Source organism: Thermococcus waiotapuensis, from assembly GCF_055384795.1.
On the sequence record NZ_AP042429.1, the window covers coordinates 1,315,659 to 1,332,513 of the forward strand.

At 53.3% G+C, this 16,855-nt stretch carries 13 protein-coding genes; 11 read left to right on the plus strand and 2 right to left on the minus strand.

The genetic code is table 11. From position 1 onward, the window contains the following. Nucleotides 1-36: 36 nt before the first annotated feature. From ACZ47M_RS07340 to ACZ47M_RS07355, 4 genes are read left to right on the plus strand one after another with little or no spacing between them, the layout of a single operon-like run. A complete protein-coding gene (locus tag ACZ47M_RS07340; protein WP_315342394.1) occupies nt 37-1,875 on the plus strand; it encodes an ABC transporter permease in 1,839 nt (612 codons plus the stop codon). A 10-nt stretch (nt 1,876-1,885) separates the two neighbouring features. Then, a complete protein-coding gene (locus ACZ47M_RS07345) occupies nt 1,886-2,950 on the plus strand; it encodes an ABC transporter ATP-binding protein (RefSeq protein ID WP_315342392.1) in 1,065 nt (354 codons plus the stop codon). A 30-nt stretch (nt 2,951-2,980) separates the two neighbouring features. Beyond that, nucleotides 2,981-3,610 carry a DUF447 domain-containing protein gene (locus ACZ47M_RS07350; RefSeq protein WP_315342391.1) on the plus strand — a complete coding sequence of 210 codons (630 nt, stop codon included), beginning with the start codon at nt 2,981-2,983 and terminating at the stop codon, nt 3,608-3,610. Nucleotides 3,611-3,642: 32 nt separating this feature from the next. Further along, nucleotides 3,643-5,664 carry a metallophosphoesterase gene (locus tag ACZ47M_RS07355; protein WP_315342388.1) on the plus strand — a complete coding sequence of 674 codons (2,022 nt, stop codon included), beginning with the start codon at nt 3,643-3,645 and terminating at the stop codon, nt 5,662-5,664. Here ACZ47M_RS07355 and ACZ47M_RS07360 read toward each other — a convergent pair. Beyond that, complete coding sequence (locus ACZ47M_RS07360) at nt 5,627-8,182, minus strand: DUF5814 domain-containing protein (protein WP_315342387.1); 2,556 nt, start codon at nt 8,180-8,182, stop codon at nt 5,627-5,629. The two genes, ACZ47M_RS07355 and ACZ47M_RS07360, sit on opposite strands and share 38 nt — an antisense overlap. A 91-nt stretch (nt 8,183-8,273) precedes the next feature. Here ACZ47M_RS07360 and ACZ47M_RS07365 point away from each other — a divergent pair, with 91 nt between their 5' ends. Further along, nucleotides 8,274-8,666 carry a 30S ribosomal protein S8e gene (locus tag ACZ47M_RS07365; RefSeq protein WP_315342611.1) on the plus strand — a complete coding sequence of 131 codons (393 nt, stop codon included), beginning with the start codon at nt 8,274-8,276 and terminating at the stop codon, nt 8,664-8,666. A gap of 86 nt (nt 8,667-8,752) precedes the next feature. Here the strand turns inward: ACZ47M_RS07365 and ACZ47M_RS07370 are convergent, their stop codons facing one another. After that, nucleotides 8,753-10,153: an L-aspartate oxidase gene (locus tag ACZ47M_RS07370; protein WP_315342384.1), complete on the minus strand. Its 1,401-nt coding sequence runs from the start codon at nt 10,151-10,153 to the stop codon at nt 8,753-8,755. A 352-nt stretch (nt 10,154-10,505) separates the two neighbouring features. Between ACZ47M_RS07370 and ACZ47M_RS07375 the strand changes: the two genes are divergently transcribed. The 6 genes from ACZ47M_RS07375 to ACZ47M_RS07400 all read left to right on the plus strand — a co-directional run bounded on the left by ACZ47M_RS07375 (nt 10,506) and on the right by ACZ47M_RS07400 (nt 16,854). Further along, entirely contained in the window at nt 10,506-10,703 is a 198-nt protein-coding gene (locus ACZ47M_RS07375; protein ID WP_315342382.1) for a hypothetical protein, read from the plus strand. 128 nt (nt 10,704-10,831) lie between these two features. Beyond that, complete coding sequence (locus ACZ47M_RS07380; protein ID WP_315342379.1) at nt 10,832-12,796, plus strand: IGHMBP2 family helicase; 1,965 nt, start codon at nt 10,832-10,834, stop codon at nt 12,794-12,796. A gap of 215 nt (nt 12,797-13,011) precedes the next feature. After that, nucleotides 13,012-13,758 (plus strand): ATPase domain-containing protein, encoded by a 747-nt coding sequence (locus ACZ47M_RS07385; protein WP_315342609.1) that lies wholly within the window; start codon nt 13,012-13,014, stop codon nt 13,756-13,758. Nucleotides 13,759-13,778: 20 nt separating this feature from the next. After that, nucleotides 13,779-14,507, plus strand: a complete 729-nt coding sequence (locus tag ACZ47M_RS07390; RefSeq protein ID WP_315342376.1) for an RAD55 family ATPase — start codon at nt 13,779-13,781, stop codon at nt 14,505-14,507. Nucleotides 14,508-14,563: 56 nt separating this feature from the next. Next, a complete protein-coding gene (locus ACZ47M_RS07395) occupies nt 14,564-15,754 on the plus strand; it encodes a hypothetical protein (RefSeq protein ID WP_315342373.1) in 1,191 nt (396 codons plus the stop codon). After that, nucleotides 15,736-16,854 (plus strand): tripartite tricarboxylate transporter permease, encoded by a 1,119-nt coding sequence (locus ACZ47M_RS07400; RefSeq protein WP_315342370.1) that lies wholly within the window; start codon nt 15,736-15,738, stop codon nt 16,852-16,854. Before ACZ47M_RS07395 ends, ACZ47M_RS07400 begins: the two co-directional genes overlap by 19 nt. The last annotated feature ends 1 nt before the right edge of the window (nt 16,855 follow it).

Sequence of the window (16,855 nt, forward strand, 5' to 3'; positions counted from 1 at the left end):
AGGGAAAAGATGAAGAACCAAGGGAGGTAGCGTCCAATGAAGGTCAGCAAGTGGAGCGAGAACTTTTTTGGAACACCCGTTTTCGACCCCGTAGTCGCGACCTCTTTCCTGTTCCCGCTCCTATACCTGATAGCGTTCCTAATAATCCCGGTCCTGGCCATGCTCGTCATAGCCTTCGAGTATAACGGGCATCTGTCCCTCCACTGGTTCAGTAGCCTGCTGAACGAGTACTACATAAACCTCCACCCCAGCGGAGAGTTCGCCAAGGTAATCACCATGGGCACTGGAGAGAAGATATACTACATCCAAGGCGTCGACTTCGGCGTTATCCTGAACTCCATAATCATCTCGATCAGCGTCATGATCCTCACGACCATACTGGGAACAATCTTCGCCTTCATCATGGCAAGGTACGACTTTCCCGGCAAAAACATCGTAAGGGTTCTGCTCTTCGTGCCCCTCCTCGTGACGCCCTTTGTTAACGTTTTCGTCGTGAAGAAGATGTTCCTTCCAGATGGGATAATCAACTGGCTTTTCTACGAGGTTCTTCACCTGTTCCCCTACAGGGTCCAGATAGATGGCCTGGTCGGTGTTATAATAGCCCAGACCATGACGTACTACCCAATAGTCTACCTCAACGCCTATGCGAGCTTCATAAACATCGACCCCACCCTTGAGGAGCAGGCTGAGAACCTCGGAAGCGGCGGCTTCCGCCTCTTCAGAACGGTTACGTTCCCGCTCGCCCTCCCAGGGATAGCGGCTGGGGCTACCCTCGTTGGAATATTCAGCCTCGAGGATCTCGCCGCTCCGATAGTTTTCCAGGGCAACGGCCTGGCCAGAAAGCTCATGTCCTTCCAGATCTACAGCGCCTTCACGAGCGGTTTTAACGTTGGCAGTCCACAGCTAGCTGCGCTTGCGCTCGTTATGCTGGCCATAGCGATCCTCATGTTCCTGGGTATAAGGAAGTACGTCAGTATGAGGCAGTACGCGATGCTGAGCAAGGGTGGCAGATGGAAGCCCCGCCTTGCCAAGCCCAGGCCCTGGCAGGCGGTTCTCATATACTTTGTTGTCCTTCCAATTCTCCTCCTCTCCGTATTCCCCCAGATCGGAGTCTTTCTCCTCGCATTCAGCGAGCGCTGGAGCGGGACCTGGCCTTCTGGCTTCACGACGAATTACATAGAGAGCATCCTTACCCAGCCGGATATCGAAAGGGTCATAATAAACAGCGTGATTTACTCCACGATAGCGGTCATCGTTATAATCCTCCTCTCCCTGACAGCCTCTTACACCACCAGCAGGTTCGGGAAGAGCAAGCTGGGCCCGGTCCTGGACAGCCTCTCCACGATGCCGATAGCGATTCCCGGAATAGTTATAGCGATGGGCTATTTCTTCTTCTTTGCGAGGGTGTTCCCGAACACACCTCTCGACCCCACCAACCTCCTCGGATTCAACCCCGCCATGGTGCTCATCTTAGCGTACTCCATAAGGCGTCTCCCCTTCGCCGCCCGTTCGATCGCCGCTGGAATACAGCAGATACATGTCTCCCTGGAGGAGGTCGCGCTGAACCTCGGCGCCAGCAGGTGGAAGGCGCTAACGGGGATACTGATGCCGCTCATCCTTCTGAACCTCCTCGGTGGTGCTATGCTCAGCTTCGTCTACTGCATGAGCGAGACCAGCGTGGGCATCACCCTCGGTTCCATCAACCCGGAATACTACCCGATAACTGCCAGAATGGTCGAGCTCATGACGAGCGCCGTTGGAAGTGCCAACCTCGCGGCCGCTCTGGGTGTGTTCCTCATGGCTGTACAGATAATCGCAATAGTCCTCGTGAACGTTATAACCAAGCAGAGATACTCCTTCATAGGCCTCACGTGAGGTGGTTGAGATGGTGGAAGTCAGGATTGAAAACCTCGTTAAGACTTTTGGTGAAACCGTTGCACTCAGGGGCGTAAACCTTCACATAAAGCACGGGGAACTCTTCACGCTCCTTGGGCCGAGCGGTTGCGGAAAATCAACGACCCTCAGGGCGATAGCGGGCCTTGACTACCCCGACAGCGGGCACATTTATTTTGGGGATGAAGACGTCACATACCAGCACCCCAGCAAGAGGGGTGCAGTCCTCGTCTTTCAGAACTACGCCCTCTGGCCCCACATGACGGTATTTGACAACGTCGCCTACGGCCTGAAGCTGAGGAAAGCTCCAAAAGAGGAGATAGAGAAAAAGGTCAAATGGGCCCTCGAGCTGGTAAAGCTCAAGGGCTTCGAGGACCGTTACCCGACCCAGCTGAGCGGTGGGCAGCAGCAGCGTGTGGCCATAGCCAGGGCCCTCGTCGTTGAGCCGAGGGTTCTCCTCCTCGATGAGCCGCTCAGCAACCTTGACGCAAAGCTCAGGCTTGAGATGCGCTCGGAGATAAGGAGAATACAGAGGGAGCTCGGGATCACTGTTATCTACGTCACCCATGACCAGGAGGAGGCAATGGCCATAAGCGACAGGATAGCGGTCATGAACGTCGGAACCGTGGAGCAGGTGGGTACTCCCAAGGAGATATACGAGACGCCCAGGACGGAGTTCGTAGCCAGCTTCATGGGCAAGACAAACGTCATCCCGGCGAGAGTGGTGGAAAGGGACGGGGATAAGGTCAGGGTTGAATTCGAGGGCATAACCCTCGACGGTCTCCGCTACACGGAGAAGAGCGACAACGTGGTCATCGTTATAAGGCCGGAGAGGATAAAGCTCAAACCCGTTGAAAACGCGGTCTCGTTCACGGGGACGGTTGACCTCATTGAGTACTACGGGTTCTTCATAGAGGTTGTCGGCCTCTTCGGAGACACCAGGATCATCGCCAGGACCATAAGCGACAGGGAGGTCTCCCACCTCAAGCCGCTCCAGGAGGTCACGTTCTACGTTGATAGGGACGACATAATAGTCCTCCCGAGGCAAGGGCTTTAAGTCCTCTCACCTTCTTTTTTTGGTGGTCACATGGAGCTTTTGGACACGCTCCAGGAGGGGAAAGTCTACGAGGTTCTGCTCATAACCCGCTCAAACGTCACACCCGTGGGGGTGGTCAGGCGGGGGAATAGGCTTTTCTTCAAGCTCTTTGGGGGCAGAAGCGCCGGGGAACTTAAGTCCTGCCCTTATGCTTCAATCCAGTTCACGAACGACGTTGAGACAATTATAAAGCTGGCCCTTAACCTGCCCCTGAGACTGGAGTTCGATGAAAACGGGGAGTACAGATGGATAAAGGGCCTCCCCGGGGTTTACGGCACCGTTGAAGCAAAAGAAAAGGAACACGAAGACGAGCTGGGAAAAACGGTCGTTTTAAAATGCTCCCTCCAGCCGGCGGGGGAAATCCATGGAACTCTGCCACCGCTCCCCCCAAGCCGCGCCGATTTTTATCTTATGGAGATGGGCGTGGACATAACAAGGCTTTTAATAGCCACCAGAAAGGGGCTCGACGACGTTGCCAAGAAGTTGCGCGAGCGCATACTCACTAATTACCGGATGTATTTCCGCCTCGGGGGAAAGTCAAAGCTCGCAGAGGTCATTCTCAAAATGGCGGCCGATCCTCATAGTGCTCTCCAGGTTGCCCCGCTGGAAGAAGACTTATAACCCCAGCTTTCTCAATTCATGCCGGTGATACCATGCTCGGAAGAAGGGCCCTGGTATTCCTTCTGGTGTTGATGGCGACAGCGGCTTTTGTATTTCCCCAAGTCAGAGTCCAAGCGGCTGGCAACGTCGTAACCCCGGGCCAGGTAATTCTCGACCCCCTCCCGGGGACACCGGCAATAGGCCTCCCAGGCGATACAATCGAGGTTTATCCGGCGGAGGGTGTTAGCGTTCAATCCCTCCAGATAGTATCGATACTCCACGGTCCCTACGACCTCCAGATCGTCGGAACCGAGGGGGGTGTGGTCAGGGCCAAGATACCCAATGAGGCGGTTCCAGACGTCTACTTCCTCGTCGTTAGGAGCAATAAAGGCGACGTAGCTATCCCCAACGGACTCTGGGTTATGGACAGAGCCCCCACGGTACTCAGGATAGCCCATGGAAGCGACCTTCACGTTACGAGCGGGTTCAAGATGGGCTTCGTGTGCGGGGACTACTTCCAGAAGAGCATCCCTGAGATACTCAACTACTGCAATAACCCCATAGGAATGCACAGCTACACAGCCACAGAGAGCTTCATGACGTACTACGCCATGGTCGGAAGCGGGGGCCAGAACGTTATAAACCTCATAATCAGCACGGGCGATGACGTTGATACCAACGGTGATCAGGAAGGATACAAAATGCTCAACAGGGCCATCCTCTACGCCACGGCGGCAGGGACTCCCCTAATAAGCATAAAGGGCAACCACGATGATCCACCGACCTATTACGGCAAGTACGTTGGCCCCAGATACTTCTACAGGGTCATCGGAGACTTCCTCATCATAGGCCTGGACAGCAGGGGCGAAGAGAGGCATCCGGAGATGGAGCAACTCCAGTGGATGGAGGACGTTCTCAAGAGCCACCCGAACAAGACGGTTATAGTCCTCGTCCACCACCCGTTCTGGTACAGCACCCCCGATGGGAAGTGGGGAGGGACTATAAAGGGCTACACGGCCTTTGACGACAGCGACTGGAAGGCCCTAACCAGGTTCGTTAGCTGGGACTGGGAGGGCAGCAAAGGCGAGTACGAAGACATAGCGAGATACTTCCTCCAGATGGTTGAAAAGTACAACATCAGGCTCGTCCTCTCGGGCCACATTCACAATGACAAGCCGGTTTTATACATTGACAAGAACGGAAACGAGCACTGGTTCTGGACCCTTACGGCAACGGGAGCACCTGACAAGACGAGCAACCCCCCGAGCGAAACGGACAAGGGCCTCGGCTATACTGTGCCAAGCTGGTACGGCTCGCAGGTTGTCTACGTATACTCCAACGGCACCGTTGAGTTTCCGCTGGCTGGGAACGTTCTCCACGATGGGATAAGCTCACTGCCGGTGCCCCAGAAGTTCGTGGTCTTCAGGCAGGAGGGACAGGAAGGAACGGCCGTTCAGTTCTTCAACGAGCTTAACGAGAGCGTCAGCGGCCCGCTTGTCATAAGGATACCCGCGGGTGCCAGCGTAGATCCAGAGGGCACGAACATAACCTACAGAGTCGTCGCCGAGAGAGAAATTGCGGGAGAGAAATACATGCTGCTGAACGTCACAGTCCCCAGGGGAGTCGGCCAGATAACCGCAGTCACAAAAAAGGACACCAAACCGCCCGAGGTCTCGATAGGCTACATCACCCCGAGCAAGCCCAAACCGGGCCAGAGGTTCTCGGTTTACATAAGCGCCGATGACAACGTGGGCATAAGGACCATGAAGGTTCAGATAATCGTCGACGGAAAGGTAGTGAAAGAACTTCCGGCCTTCTCCGTTAAGCCATCCGAGGTCAAAGCAACGTACTTCACCGAAGTCGACGGTGTCAACGCAACGACCTTCACCATAAAAGCCATAGCAACGGACTTCTACGGGAACACAAAGGAAGCAACCTACCAGGTTGGTACAACCACCACAATCACAGCAACCACCACGACCGGAACCTCCAGCAATGAAGGAAAAGGGATCTGCGGACCGGCCGCCATCCTTGCCCTCATCGCGCTCCCCAACCTGCTCCGTGGGAGGAAGTGAAGCTCTCTTCTTTCCTTTTCTCGCGCACCGTTTTACCTTCCTCGATTTCCTCCTTCAGGGTTCTTGCCTCCTCCTCTGCGCTCCTGACGCGGAAGACCCTCGCTATCCTCTCTATTGCCTCAAGCTTCCTCACTATGCCATCGAGCCACGTGAAAACGTCGCCCGGGTAGACGATCAGCCCGTAAACCTTCCTGAAGTGCTCGGCTATCTGAGTGGGGTGCTTTCCGCTCCGCCTCAGCTCGATTATCATGTTACCAACCTTCTCCATGGCGTAGTCAGTACAGTCCTCTTCGCCGCACATGAAGAACTCCTGGTAGAGTGTGAAGAGCCTCTCAGCGGTGTTTGGGCTTAGCTCGGGAATGACCCTGTCAAGCTCCTGAAGTATGGACGCAAAGCTTGAAGAGAAGACGCTGGCGCTCAACCTGCCCTTTACAACTCTCTCAAGCTCCCTCTGAAGTGTTCCACTCAGGTAGAGGTTCTCGAAGGGTAAAAGCTTCACCGCCATCTCCCGGGCAGATTTCTTGCCGAGGTTTTCGCGGATGAAAGCCGCTTCTTTCGGCAGCAAAAAGCTCATGCTCACGGCCCTTCCGTAGGGGGTGACCTCAACGAGGGAACCCCTAAGCCGGAGGAAGTCGAACTCCTCCAGTTTTTTCAGAACTTTCTCGGCGCTCTGGTTTGCCCCGAGGCACCTCGACTGGACTTCTTCAATGACTTCAAGCCTGTTGAAGACACAGGAATGGGCGAGGACGTTGTCCTGCTCGAGCTCATCGCTCCACTCAACGGTTACAGGCTCTATTGGAGCCGTCAAAAGCTTGAAGGCAACCTCGTCTTCACTACCTTCCATTTGAGCAGAATACTTCCTCCCGGGCTCGACTATGAGGTAGACCTTCCCCTTCTCGTGGTAGAGTGGCCTCCCCGCCCTTCCGAGCATCTGGTGGAACTCCCTAACGCTGAGCCACTTGTTGCCCATCGCGAGGCTCTCAAAGATCACTTGAGAAGCGGGAAAATCAACTCCAGCCCCCAGGGCCGCGGTTGTAACAACGACGTCGAGCATCTGAGCTAAAAACTCCATCTCGGTGAGCTTCCTCTGGGCATAGGGGAGGCCGGAGTGGTAGGGCTTCGCTTTGAGACCTTTACTCGTGAGGTAAGCGGCAAGCTCGTGAGTCCTCTTCCTTGAGAAGGTGAAGACTATGGTCTGGCCCTTGTAGCCCTGCTTCGACTTCCTGTTCGCTTCAGCTTTACAGAGGTTGGCTATATGGCTCCACTTCTCGCTTTCGCTTCTCGCTATGATGATGTGCCTCTCAAGGTCAACGGGCCTCTCGTCGTAGAGAACCAGCTTTAGGCCAAGTTCTTTTGCCAGCTCCTCGGGGTTTCCGACCGTTGCGCTCAGACCTATGAACTGGGCGTGGGGATAGAGCATTCTCAGCCTCGCGATGAGGCCGTCCAGCCGGGGCCCGCGCTCCTCCTCGTCCAGCGTGTGGATCTCATCTATGACAACCGTCCCAACGTTGCCAATCTTTCTCCCGGCCCTGAGGAGGTAGTCAATCCCCTCGTAGGTTCCGACTATTATCTCGGCATCAATGTCGGTGTCAACGACCACGAGCTCATCCTTCGTCTTTATTCTGCTCATGCCAACGCGTATGGCCACCCTAAGGCCGAGTTTGGAATACCGCCTTTTGAAGTCCTCGTACTTCTGGTTTGCGAGGGCCACCAGCGGCACAAGGAAGAGCATCTTTTTGCCTTCCATCGCCTTCGGAATTCCTGCCAGCTCGCCGATGAGCGTCTTACCGCTTGCAGTAGCGGAAACCACCAGCAGGTTCTCGCCATCGAGGAGGCCGTTCTTAACTGCCAGGCTCTGGACAGGGAGAAGCTCGGTTATGCCCTCACCCCTGAGGACTTCCCTGAACCTCTCCGGAAGGGGAAGCTCGTCGAGCCTAACTTTCTCAACCTTGACGTGCTTTGCTTTCAGCTCATCCCACTTCGTTATCTCCGGATGCCTCGTCGGGTCAAAGCGCGGGTCAAAGGCGTAGAGAACTTTGTCGAGGTCTCTAAACCTGTCCAAAAGCTTCTTCGCCTGGTCGAACATTGCCACGCTGTTGAAGCGGAAGCGGAGTTCTCTCTTGAGCTCTTCCTCGGCACAGCGCTCGCAGATGTACTCGTCGCGGTACTTTATCCTGTTGCCCTCCGTCAGTATCGTGATCCTGCCCTCAAGGAGACAGAGGCGGCAGAGTTCGGCCCTCTCAACGTTTTTGTTCTGAAGGCGATTCTTGAAGTAGTCCTCCCACTCGTCGGCGTTGACTAAAACGATTCTGGCCTGTCTTAACAGCTTCTCTATCTCCTTCGGGTTCTGATACTGGCTCCCCTCGAGGACCTTGAAGAGTCTCCCCTCGTGCATTATGAAACGGTAAACCCTATCAGCCTTAAGCCCCTTAAGCTGGGAAAGTTTTTCAGGCTCTTTCTCGATGAAGAGGGCCTCAAGCTCGTTCTTCTTTCTCCCCGGTCTCACAACGAAGAGCATTCACGCACCCTCCCACCGTTGAAGGTAGGAAAAGCTTATAAACGCACCCCTCAAAGTGGCGTTAGGTCTAGGGTCACGAGAGGTGATAATGATGGCCATATGGCAGGGAAGATCACTTAAAAAGCCTTCAGGCGGGAGGATTGTCCTCGCTAGGAAGAAGAGGAAGAGGGAGCTCGGTAGAGAGCCGGCCAACACTAAGATTGCCGAAGAAAAGGAGAAGAGAAAGATAATCAGAACCTACGGTGGCAACAGGAAGATCCGCCTTATTGAGGCCCTCTACGCCAACGTCTTCGAGGGTGGAAAGGGCAGGAAGGCCAAGATCCTCAACGTCATCGAGAACCCGGCCAACAGGCAGTACGCGAGAAGGAACATAATCACCAAGGGCGCCATAATAGAGACCGAGGCCGGTAAGGCCATCGTAACCAGCAGACCGGGCCAGGACGGCGTCGTCAACGCAGTCCTCATCAGGGAGGAGAACGCCTGATTTTTACTTTTGACCCCTTCTTGGTCACTCCTCTCCCGCAGCTTTTCATTCGTCGTTAGCGGCATAAAAAGCAACGTGCCACTGACCTAAAGCCTGCACCTTCCGTCAAAAAACGATGGCCTCTGATAGGTTTTTCTCACAAGGGGGAAGTCCTCACGGTAGTGGCTCCCCCTGCTCTCCTCCCTGGCCAGGGCACATTCCAGAACTCCCTTGGCCAAAAGTTTGAGCCTTGGATCGGCCTCCACAGATTCGAGCTTTTTAATGCCCTCTTTCAGCCCTCTGCCATTTCTAACGATTCCGGCGTGATTCCAGAGGATTTCCCTCAGAGATTCAACGTCTCCAGCCTCGTACCCGTGGTAGGGGACATCTCTGACTTCCCCAGCGCGCGGTCTCTCCCTGGCGATCGTCCTGGCCACCTCCAGGCCTGAAACGACGCATTCAAGAAGGGAGTTACTTGCCAGCCTGTTGGCACCGTGAAAACCGTTACTGGCGGCTTCACCTATGGCATAGAGGTTCTTTACGTTAGTTCTGTACCACAGATCCGTGGCTATGCCTCCCATTGTGTAATGGGCAATGGGTGAAACCGGTATTAAGTCCTTTGACGGGTCAAGCCCCTCTTTAGCCAGAAAAGCGTAAACCTGGGGGAACCTCCTCCTGAAGTCTGTTATGCCCCTTGCATCAAGGAAGACGCGTTTTCCTTCGAGCGTTTTCAGGTATATCGCCCTGGCGACGATATCTCTGGGCGAGAGTTCGTCCACGAAGCGCTCTCCGTCTTCGGTTACCAGCTTCGCACCGGCACCCCTGACTGCTTCGCTTATAAGTTTAACGCCGTTACTTCCGATAAAACCCGTTGGATGAAACTGAACGAACTCAAGATCCCTCGCAAGGGCCCCCTTCATAATCGCGTCCCCGATAAGAAAGCCCAGGTTGAGCGGCGATCCTGCCGTGTACTTGAACAAACCGGCGAAACCTCCCGTCGCTATAACGGTCGCGTCAAACTTCATAAATTCTCCATCAACGAAAACACCACAGGCCCTTTTGTGCCTAACGGCAAGTTCCTCAGCCCAGCCTTTGACGAAGTTAATTCCTGACTCCTCCGCGTGAAGGTAGAGGGTTTTAATAATGTGCTTTCCGGTCTCGTTCTTTATCGTGAACACCCTAGGGAAGGAGTGACCGCCTTCGGTTTCGTTCCCCTCAAACTTCAGGCCGAGCGAGAGAAAGAAATCGTAAACCTCAGAAGATTTTGAAACGACGTTCCAGACCACCTCCTCGTCGTTGAGGTATCTCCCCGCGCGCACTGTGTCAGAAACGTGAAGCTCTGGAGAATCGCCTTCAAGGATGGACAGCGCTATTCCAGCCTGGGCCAGGTAGGAGTTTGTGGCCTCTATCCCGGCATGAATTACAGTGACTTCGTAACCTCTACTGGAGAGAGCCAGGGCGGCAGTTAAGCCGGCTATTCCACCCCCGATTATACCGACTGAAACCATCAAACCACCGTTTACAGGTGGGAGGAACATCTTAAAAATTTGCCCCGTTGGAGTTCTGCCCGTGCCGACCCATGAGCACCCGGGAATATTTGGCAGATGTTCAAAAAAATCCCTGTTTTTCTGTTGATTTTCTGCCAGATTTGCAAAGATAATCCCGAAAAAGTCAAATACCCAAAGGCCCACTTTACTGCGGTGATGCCCATGAAAGGCAACGAAAGAATGTTGGAGAACATAGGAGGAAAAGCCGAAAGGGGGGAGGGAGAAACCGTACGGGGGTGAAAGGGAAGAAATACTGTTCGAGATACTGAAAGAAGGTCTGTTCTGGGCCGCATGGGGCTGTCCTTCTGAGGTGATGCCGTTTTTGAGGGGCAAACTTTTAGACAACGGTCCCAGCGACAGGGCCAGGCAAGAACTCCAGTGGCTTCTCAACAAGCTTGAGGCCTACTACAACTACGTCGCAAGCAAAAGCAGCGTTGAGGAAAAACACCTGCAGGCCATGAAATCCTTTTACAGGGAAATACTCATGGTTCTGTCCCTCGGCAGGGCTTAGCTTTTTAACTCCACTTTTCTACTCTTCCCGGGATGATGTGGGAAGTTTCGCCTGAGCGGTGACGAAACTCGCATGGGCTGACCACCATATTTTTTAAGCGCCCTCCGTTTTCCAGAACGGGAAGACACATGGAAAGGGAACTCTCAACGTTCATTAACCGCCTCAAGGAACTGGTCGAGCTCGAGAGAAAGGCCGAGATAGAAGCCATGAGGGCAGAGATAAAACGCCTGTCGGGGAGAGAACGTGAGAAAGCTGGAAGGGCCATTATGAGCCTGAGTGGTAAAATCATCGGCGAGGAATTGGGCTATTTTCTGGTTAGATACGGGCGTGAGAAAGAAATAAGAACCGAAATAAGCGTTGGAGACCTGGTAGTGATAAGCAGAAGGGATCCCCTTAAGAGCGACCTGGTCGGGACGGTCGTGGAAAAGGGTAAGAAGTTTATCACGGTCGCCCTCGAATCCGTTCCGGACTGGGCCCTTAAAGGGGTGAGGCTAGACCTCTACGCCAACGACATAACCTTCAAGCGCTGGATCGAAAACCTGGACAACCTCCACGACAGCGGAAGAAAGGCAACGGAATTTTACCTGGGCCTGAGAGAACCGGAAGATAGTGAAAAAGTTGAGTTCACACCCCATGACAAAAGTCTCAACGCAAGCCAGAGGAAGGCCATAGCCGGAGCTTTGGGCAGTTCTGACTTCTTTCTGATCCACGGCCCCTTCGGCACGGGAAAGACAAGAACACTGGCTGAACTCATAAGGCAGGAAGTTGAGAGGGGGAACAAAGTTCTCGCAACGGCCGAAAGCAACGTGGCAGTTGACAACCTCGTTGAAAGACTTGCCAATTCCGGCTTGAATATAGTGAGGGTCGGCCATCCGAGCAGGGTTTCAAAGCAACTCCACGAGACGACCTTAGCTTACAAAATAACCCAGCACGAGCTCTACGGCGAGCTGAGGGAACTGAGGATCATCCACCAGAACCTTAAGGAGAAGAGGGACACCTTCGCGAAACCCGGCCCAGAATACCGGAGGGGATTAAGCGACAGGGAAATCCTCAGGCTGGCAGCCAGGGGGATTGGAACGAGGGGTGTTCCAGCAAGGATCCTCAGGGAGATGGCCGAGTGGATAAAGCTGAACGAACAGGTGAAGAAAACTCTCGATGACGCAATAAAGCTGGAGGAAAGAATAGCTCGGGACATAATAAAAGAGGCGGACGTTGTTTTGACAACGAACTCATCTTCGGGCCTTGATGTAGTTAACTACGGGGATTTCGATGTCGCCGTAATAGACGAAGCCACACAGGCGACTATTCCAAGCGTCCTCATGCCCATCAATCGTGCGAAACGTTTCATACTTGCTGGGGACCACAAACAGTTGCCACCAACCATACTGAGTGAAAGGGCCAGGAAACTTTCAAAAACTCTGTTTGAGGGGCTTATGGAACGCTATCCCAAAAAGTCGGAGATGCTCACGATCCAGTATCGCATGAACGAGAAGCTGATGGAGTTTCCGAGCAGGGAATTCTACTCAGGAAAAGTCAAAGCGGCCGAGAGCGTGAGGAACATAACGCTCGCAGACCTCGGAGTTAAAAGTCAAAACCAAGAGAAGTCCTGGAGCGAAGTGCTCAATCCAGAAAACGTTTTAGTCTTCGTTGATACGTCCCAAAGAGAAGATCGTTTCGAGAAACAAAGAAAAGGCAGCGACAGCAGGGAGAACCCACTGGAGGCCAAAATAGTTGCCGAAATAGTCAAGCGTCTATTCGAGATCGGTCTGAAGCCAGAGTTCGTTGGTGTAATAACTCCCTACGACGACCAGAGAGACCTGCTAAGCACACTTCTTCCAGAGGATGTTGAAGTCAAGACCGTGGATGGATACCAGGGAAGAGAGAAGGAAGCAATAGTGATTTCCTTCGTCCGTTCTAATCCCCGGGGAGAACTGGGTTTCCTTACCGACTTAAGGAGACTGAACGTATCGCTAACCAGAGCCAGGAGAAAGCTAATAGCCGTGGGTGATGCCTCAACTCTGAGTTCACATCCCACATACCGCAGGTTCCTGGAGTTCGTCGGCGAGAAAGGGGTATTAGTGAGACTGCAATAAATCCAACCGAACCAAAATTGAAACGCCTAGAGTGCAATACGATATCGGGACTAGACAGATTAAAGCGGAGACTGCAAAAAGGCGAGAACCTTGAAAACATAACAAAACAGTTAACGAACCTTCGAAAAGTTTATATCCAGTGATGGCTCAAAAAGGTACAAGATTGCTAAAAGGCAGAGGGTCTTAGGTAAATTACATTGAAGTGGGTGGTTATGATGGCACCACATAATGTAGTCCGTGTTAAGTCCGGGATTCCGGGTCTGGATGACCTCATCCAGGGTGGATTTCCACAGGGCACCACAGTTCTGGTCACTGGACCAACAGGTACCGGGAAGACAACGTTTGGGGCCCAGTTTGTTTACAAGGGTGCCGAACTGTACAACGAACCCGGTGTTATCGTCACCCTTGAGGAGCGAGTAAGCGACCTAAGAAAGGAAATGAGAAGCTTCGGGTGGGACTTCCAGAAGTATGAAGACGAAGGAAAGATAGCCCTCATTGACGGAGTAAGCTCGGTGGCTGGACTCCCCAGTGAGGAGAGGTTCGTGCTGGAAGAAGGCCTCAATGTTGAAGGCTTTCTACGGTATATCTACCGGGTTATCAAGGCAATAAACGTCAAGAGAGTACTGATAGATTCGGTACCATCGATAGCAATAAGGCTCAGAGAAGAGAAAAACATCAGAGAACTCCTGCTCAGGCTTAACACGATACTCCTGGAGATGGGGGTTACAACGATCCTCACGACTGAGGCGGAGGATCCAAAGAGGGACAAGCTCAGCAGGTACGGAGTTGAAGAGTTCATAGCGAGGGGTGTTATTCTCCTTGATCTCGTTGAGAAGGACATCGAGCTTAAGAGGTACATTCTCATAAGGAAGATGAGGGAAACCAAGCATCCGATGAAGAAATATCCCTTTGAGATAACAGAGGAGGGCATAGTCGTCTATCCGAGCGGCGAGATATATTAAAAGCAGGACGGTGGTAAAGTTTGACAGTCAACAGGATTAAGACCGGCGTGATAGATTCCCTTATCCAAGGTGGAGTGCCCGAGGGGAGCGTTGTACTGGTCATAGGGGACCCCAAATCGGGGAAGACAATCTTCCAGATGCAACTCATTTACAACCTGGTCGTCCTGCATGGAATGCCCGGCCTCGTGGTCCTCGTTGACATGCCAAAGAAGGAGTTTCTCGAGATCTCAAAGGAGTTCGGCTGGGATTTCTCCCCAATACTCGACGAGTACCTCTACCTTGTCGACGCTTACTCTCACAGGATAAAGAGCGCCCCCAAGTTCTCGTTCTCAGAGGATGTTATAATAGACCCCACCAGCCCAACCCAGATAGCAAAGTTCGTTAGAGATACCACCACCGGCCTCGTCTCAAGCGGGCACACTGGCCAGATGGTCGGGGTCATAACGTCTATAACGCCCCTCTTTTTTGAGAGCGAGCGCTCTGAGATATACAAGTTCCTGGAGGAGCTCAAGGACATAGCCCACCGCTACAAGCAGATCTGGTTCATTGAGGTAAACACCGGTGTAGAAAGGCCAGAGGTCGAGGCCATGGTCAAAGCGATAGTCGACGGTATAATCGAGCTCAAGATGGTCGAGGAGGGCAGGGCACTCAGGCGCTACATACGCGTTTACGGAATGAGGAGAACCGCTCACTCTCTCTCCTGGTTCCCCTACGAGATAACGCCCAGCGGGATAGTACTCCGCGGCTGAGGTTTTCCGACCCTGAAGAGTAAACCTTTTAAGGTTTCTGGAATTTAGCATTATTGATGGTCCAGAAGAAACTCCTCCAGGTAGTACTGATCGTGGGGGTCCTCCTCTCCGCGGCGGCCATGTACTCGGTCGCGCCCGGGGATAACGGCGGAGAAGTCTTTTTCGGGGTATGCGTTAAATCTGGAGGTGGCTATTCAATACTCTTCAACGGATCCAGGACCGTTCTCGTGCCTTCCAACCTGGAGATAGGGGCCGTGTACCGCATATGGGGAAAAGTGGAGGAAAGAGAAGGATTCCTCAGGGTTTCTGGTCAGTACAGGATAGAAAAAACCGACGAAATACCTCCACTGGCAGTTTCTATAGAGGGTGCGTACTGGAAAAAGGGAGAAAATGCATACCTGCTTACCCCTGACTGGGTCGACCTCGCAACACCATTAAACATCCCAAAGGGGGCCCGCGTTGTTGTGTACGGCCTCGAATACGGCTCAAAGTTCTACCCAGTTAAATATTCAGTGCTAAAAAACGCCTCGGGAAGTTTTGAAGACGGAATGCCAGTACTGGTTAAGGGCGTCGTGCTGGGCTATTTTGGAGCAAAAAACGAGGTCATAGTCTGGAACGGGAAGGAAAAGGTCTACGTTTATCTACCCTACAACCATTCGGTGGGTATTGGAAAAACCATTGAACTCCTCGGCAGAGCAAGGTTAACCTCAAGGGTCAACGTCTACGTCGACTCCAGCGAAGATGTCCGCGTTTTAGGTTATCCTGAGGCAGTTCCGATAAACGAGGCCTCGACCGGGGAGATAGGAGAAGGGATATGCACGGTAGTTAAGAGCGGAAAAAGCGACTTCACCCTCAACTGTACAGATCTCAACCTCAGAGGGGTCCGGGCGAGAACTGGGGACACGCTAAAGGTAAAGGCCCTTAACACTGGCTCCCACCTTCTGTGCATAGACTGCACCCTGGTAAGACCACGGGAGGAGCTTCCCAATGAGATATGCAACCCAAAGGAGGGTGGCTTTTCTAAAATACAGGGGAAAGTTGAGTGGGTCAGGCTATACAAGAACGGCTTTGGGATAGCCAACGTGACGAATGGCTCCTGCTGGGTTCTTCTGAAGCTCCCGAAGTCCCTGGGCGTAAGCCTGAGGGAAGGGGAGCAGGTTACTGCCTACGGCTTCTTCACGACCTACCAAGGCAGAACAGCATTCGAAGTGGCATCGGGTGATGACGTTTGCTCTGGGAACTGCTGAAAGGCCTCATCTTTGGAACTTTCACCGGCTTAACCCCCGGAATCCACGTTAATACTCTAGCGGAGATGGGAGGTTCTTTCTTTCTCCTCTTCGCCATGGGCCTGACCCACACTTTCATGGACGCATTCCCCTCAACTTTCCTCGGCGTCCCCGAGGAAGGGACGGCCCTTTCAGTCCTGCCGGCCCACAGGCTTGTTCTCAGCGGAAAGGGAGGAGAGGCGATTGAAATAGCCCTCTGGTCGAGCCTTCTGGCGGTTTTCTTTTCGATTCCCCTTTCTGTGATCTATCCCACGCTGGCGAGAGGATATAGCCCAGAGATAGGAAGAACCGCAGCTGGCCTCCTCCTGGTGTTCCTCCTTCTAACCGCGGGAAAGGGCAAGAAAACGAAGACCCTCATCATAATGGCCCTCTCCGGGCTCCTTGGGATAACTGTCCTCCGAGGGTTCCCAGTGGAAGAGCCCTTCTACCACCTGTTCACGGGGCTTTTCGGGATCCCGGTAATCATAAGCGCCCTGCGGAGCCGGGATTTTCCGGAGCAGGAAGCCCAATGGGAGATCGACGTAGGGACCCTAGCCGCTTTTTCCTTCGCCGGAACTCTGATTGGAATGATTTCCTCTCTCCTTCCAGCTTTTACCGCTTCTATGGGGGCGGCTATAGCAACTGCATTCTCAAAAGGGGAGAGAAATTTCCTGGCGGCGGCCTACTCAATCAACACTGCCAACTTCCTCTTCGGGGTTATCAATTACTCCCTCACGGGGAGAACAAGGAACGGGGTCACTGTTGCGATGTCAAGAAACGGAGTCACCGTGCCTGGGTGTGATATTCTCTTTCTTTCAGCTCTCTTCGTTGGGTTCCTGGCGGTTTTGGCTGGCATGGCGCTGCTCAGGGTCTACGTGAAGTTCATTAGAATGATTCCCTACACCCACCTCAACCTTGCGGTCATCGTCCTCCTTGTAGCCCTCTCCCTGTACTTCGATGGCCTCCTCGGCCTCTGGGTTCTGACAACGTCTTCCCCCGTGGGCTACTTGGCGGGAGTATGGGGAGTGAGGAGAACGAGCTGCATGGCAGTCCTGATAGTCCCCCTGGTCATCGGAGTGTAAA

Excerpts from the sequence above, each read along its gene's own strand:
- ACZ47M_RS07340 (WP_315342394.1), top strand. The coding sequence starts at position 37 with ATGAAGGTCAGCAAGTGGAGCGAGAACTTTTTTGGAACACCCGTTTTC.
- ACZ47M_RS07345 (WP_315342392.1), top strand. The coding sequence starts at position 1,886 with ATGGTGGAAGTCAGGATTGAAAACCTCGTTAAGACTTTTGGTGAAACC.
- ACZ47M_RS07350 (WP_315342391.1), top strand. The coding sequence starts at position 2,981 with ATGGAGCTTTTGGACACGCTCCAGGAGGGGAAAGTCTACGAGGTTCTG.
- ACZ47M_RS07355 (WP_315342388.1), top strand. The coding sequence starts at position 3,643 with ATGCTCGGAAGAAGGGCCCTGGTATTCCTTCTGGTGTTGATGGCGACA.
- ACZ47M_RS07360 (WP_315342387.1), bottom strand. The coding sequence starts at position 8,182 with ATGCTCTTCGTTGTGAGACCGGGGAGAAAGAAGAACGAGCTTGAGGCC.
- ACZ47M_RS07365 (WP_315342611.1), top strand. The coding sequence starts at position 8,274 with ATGGCCATATGGCAGGGAAGATCACTTAAAAAGCCTTCAGGCGGGAGG.
- ACZ47M_RS07370 (WP_315342384.1), bottom strand. The coding sequence starts at position 10,153 with ATGGTTTCAGTCGGTATAATCGGGGGTGGAATAGCCGGCTTAACTGCC.
- ACZ47M_RS07375 (WP_315342382.1), top strand. The coding sequence starts at position 10,506 with ATGCCGTTTTTGAGGGGCAAACTTTTAGACAACGGTCCCAGCGACAGG.
- ACZ47M_RS07380 (WP_315342379.1), top strand. The coding sequence starts at position 10,832 with ATGGAAAGGGAACTCTCAACGTTCATTAACCGCCTCAAGGAACTGGTC.
- ACZ47M_RS07385 (WP_315342609.1), top strand. The coding sequence starts at position 13,012 with ATGGCACCACATAATGTAGTCCGTGTTAAGTCCGGGATTCCGGGTCTG.
- ACZ47M_RS07395 (WP_315342373.1), top strand. The coding sequence starts at position 14,564 with ATGGTCCAGAAGAAACTCCTCCAGGTAGTACTGATCGTGGGGGTCCTC.